The sequence below is a fragment of the Rhizobium bangladeshense genome, from assembly GCF_001662075.1.
Lineage (GTDB): Bacteria > Pseudomonadota > Alphaproteobacteria > Rhizobiales > Rhizobiaceae > Rhizobium > Rhizobium bangladeshense_B.
Genome location: NZ_LYPL01000071.1, coordinates 1 through 1,799 on the forward strand (window position 1 = coordinate 1; position 1,799 = coordinate 1,799).

Sequence of the window (1,799 nt, forward strand, 5' to 3'; positions counted from 1 at the left end):
CGCCACTGATATTGCTTTGCCAGGCGCCTTCCGAGGTCACGGTCAGCTGGTGACGGCCCCAGTCGGAGGTCAGGGTCGCGGCCGCATCGGTTTCGAGAAAGGCGCGGTGCTCCCTGGTATTCCCGTCCTTGGTGGTCTCGGTGTTGATGCTCTGGGCGACGCTCGGTCGGAGCACGAAGGTGCCGATCGGAATGCCCGGCGTTTCGGCGGTCGCGGCGCTTTCGGCAGCCCGGCGGCGCGGCAGCGTTTCGTCGATCGGTGCTTGGCGGGTGTTCAGCCGGCGGATGTCTTCGTCGAGGATGGAGCCGGTAATGTCGTCGCCGGATTGCGCGTCCGGTATGGCGGGCCGTTGGGCATCGTCCGCATTCGCGGTCGTGCCGTTTGCCGTGGGAACGGCGGTATCGCCGGTCTCGTCATCGAAACCGGTGGCGGGTGCGGCGTCGTTCGTGGCGCGATTATTCTCAGAGGCCGCGGAGCGGCTGTTCGCCGTGCCCGCCGTGGCGGACTGTGCGAAGGCTGCCGTCTGGCTGAGAAGCAGGCAGCCGAACGCAGCAAAAGAGACGGCACGGCTCATGGCGCGGAGCGGCGTCACACTGCTCGTCTGGTTTGGCTGGCCCATGCAATTCGCGCCTGACATGCTTTCGGTTCTTACCCAAAGGTAATGTCTATTGCTGTTTTACATATACACTTGACGTTTCGCTAAGTGCTTGAAAACGCGTAGGCATTACGCTTCGAGTACATTTCCCAAAGTTTGCTGGAAAAACGTTATTTTATGGTTAACCGTTCGCAAAAAAGAGTTGACGCCCAACCAACTCTGAACTCGCCCTTTTGGACCCAGGATTTACAAATGCTCGTGCAGATAGAAACACGGAGCAAACAAATGCAATTCAGAGTATGGGGCAAGATCGACGGCGTGGAGTTCGACAAGACATTCCAAAACGTCAGAATGGCGAGCAGAACGGCAGATGATAGAGCGCCAATTCCGCGTCGAAATTCGTGGGATGGCTTCGGTATGAAACTTCTCACTGATCAACTGAAAGCCAAACTCATCCACAATAAGTCAATGCGCGTGAGGCAGACCATATCCCGGTGGTGAAATGGTTCACACCATGGCATCCGCTACATGGTTGGTCACAGAAATGGAACCTGATGGCCGCTGCTTTGGCCTATGCGATGTAGGCCACCCGCGAGCCTGATGGTCCGTGGGTGATGATCGAGGAACGTCAGCGAGGGGTGGGCTTTGTTGCAGTTGGCTACGCTAATGGCGCGATCTGGGATTCAGTACTCGCTGATGCTGGCGAAGATGGATGGAGGGTCGCATGAGCGATCTCGTGAAAGTGCAGGCTTTTCTGCACCCGTCACCGCGTGAAATCCTGCGTGCTCTCGATATCGGAAGGAACTTCACAGACAATGAAGCGTGGAAGAACGCGCATTTCTCCAGCATACTGCACGACCTGTATCCGCGTGTCGTCAAACGTATGACACTCGACAAATACGGTTCAGACTGTGGCATTGTCGATGTGAATATAAGCAAAGACCGCGAAAAGTTGTTCGCGGTATTCAATGATCCCGACAAGGCGATGCTCTTCAAACTCGCTCAAGGAGGAACCCTATGACCGTAGAACAAGTTCGTCGGATTGAATCTACGCTGAAGCATTTGCTGGCAACGTATCCAGAGCCAAGAAGCGCAGAGATGGCAAGTCTCATCGATTATTACACAATGCGGCTGACAGAACTTCTAGATTTGGATCTCGAAATTTGGGACAATGAAATCGTGGCGGCAGAGTTTTTGCCCCATC

4 protein-coding genes are annotated in these 1,799 nt (G+C 55.5%); 3 read left to right on the forward strand and 1 reads right to left on the reverse strand.

The genetic code is table 11. The annotated features are described in order from the left end of the window. On the reverse strand, window positions 1-619 hold a 619-nt coding region (locus tag A7X77_RS31425), incomplete at its 3' end, for an outer membrane beta-barrel protein (protein ID WP_156668203.1). Window positions 620-1,109: 490 nt separating this feature from the next. Between A7X77_RS31425 and A7X77_RS33300 the strand changes: the two genes are divergently transcribed. The 3 genes from A7X77_RS33300 to A7X77_RS31440 form a co-directional block, all read left to right on the forward strand. Then, window positions 1,110-1,196: a DUF2958 domain-containing protein gene (locus A7X77_RS33300; protein ID WP_245293824.1), complete on the forward strand. Its 87-nt coding sequence runs from the start codon at window positions 1,110-1,112 to the stop codon at window positions 1,194-1,196. Between the two features lie 123 nt (window positions 1,197-1,319). After that, window positions 1,320-1,616, forward strand: a complete 297-nt coding sequence (locus tag A7X77_RS31435) for a hypothetical protein (RefSeq protein WP_064686672.1) — start codon at window positions 1,320-1,322, stop codon at window positions 1,614-1,616. Then, on the forward strand, window positions 1,613-1,799 hold a 187-nt coding region (locus A7X77_RS31440), incomplete at its 3' end, for a hypothetical protein (RefSeq protein WP_156668204.1). The genes A7X77_RS31435 and A7X77_RS31440, both read left to right, overlap by 4 nt.

Coding starts and splice junctions, on each gene's coding strand:
- A7X77_RS31435 (WP_064686672.1), top strand. CDS start 1,320: ATGAGCGATCTCGTGAAAGTGCAGGCTTTTCTGCACCCGTCACCGCGT.
- A7X77_RS33300 (WP_245293824.1), top strand. CDS start 1,110: ATGGCATCCGCTACATGGTTGGTCACAGAAATGGAACCTGATGGCCGC.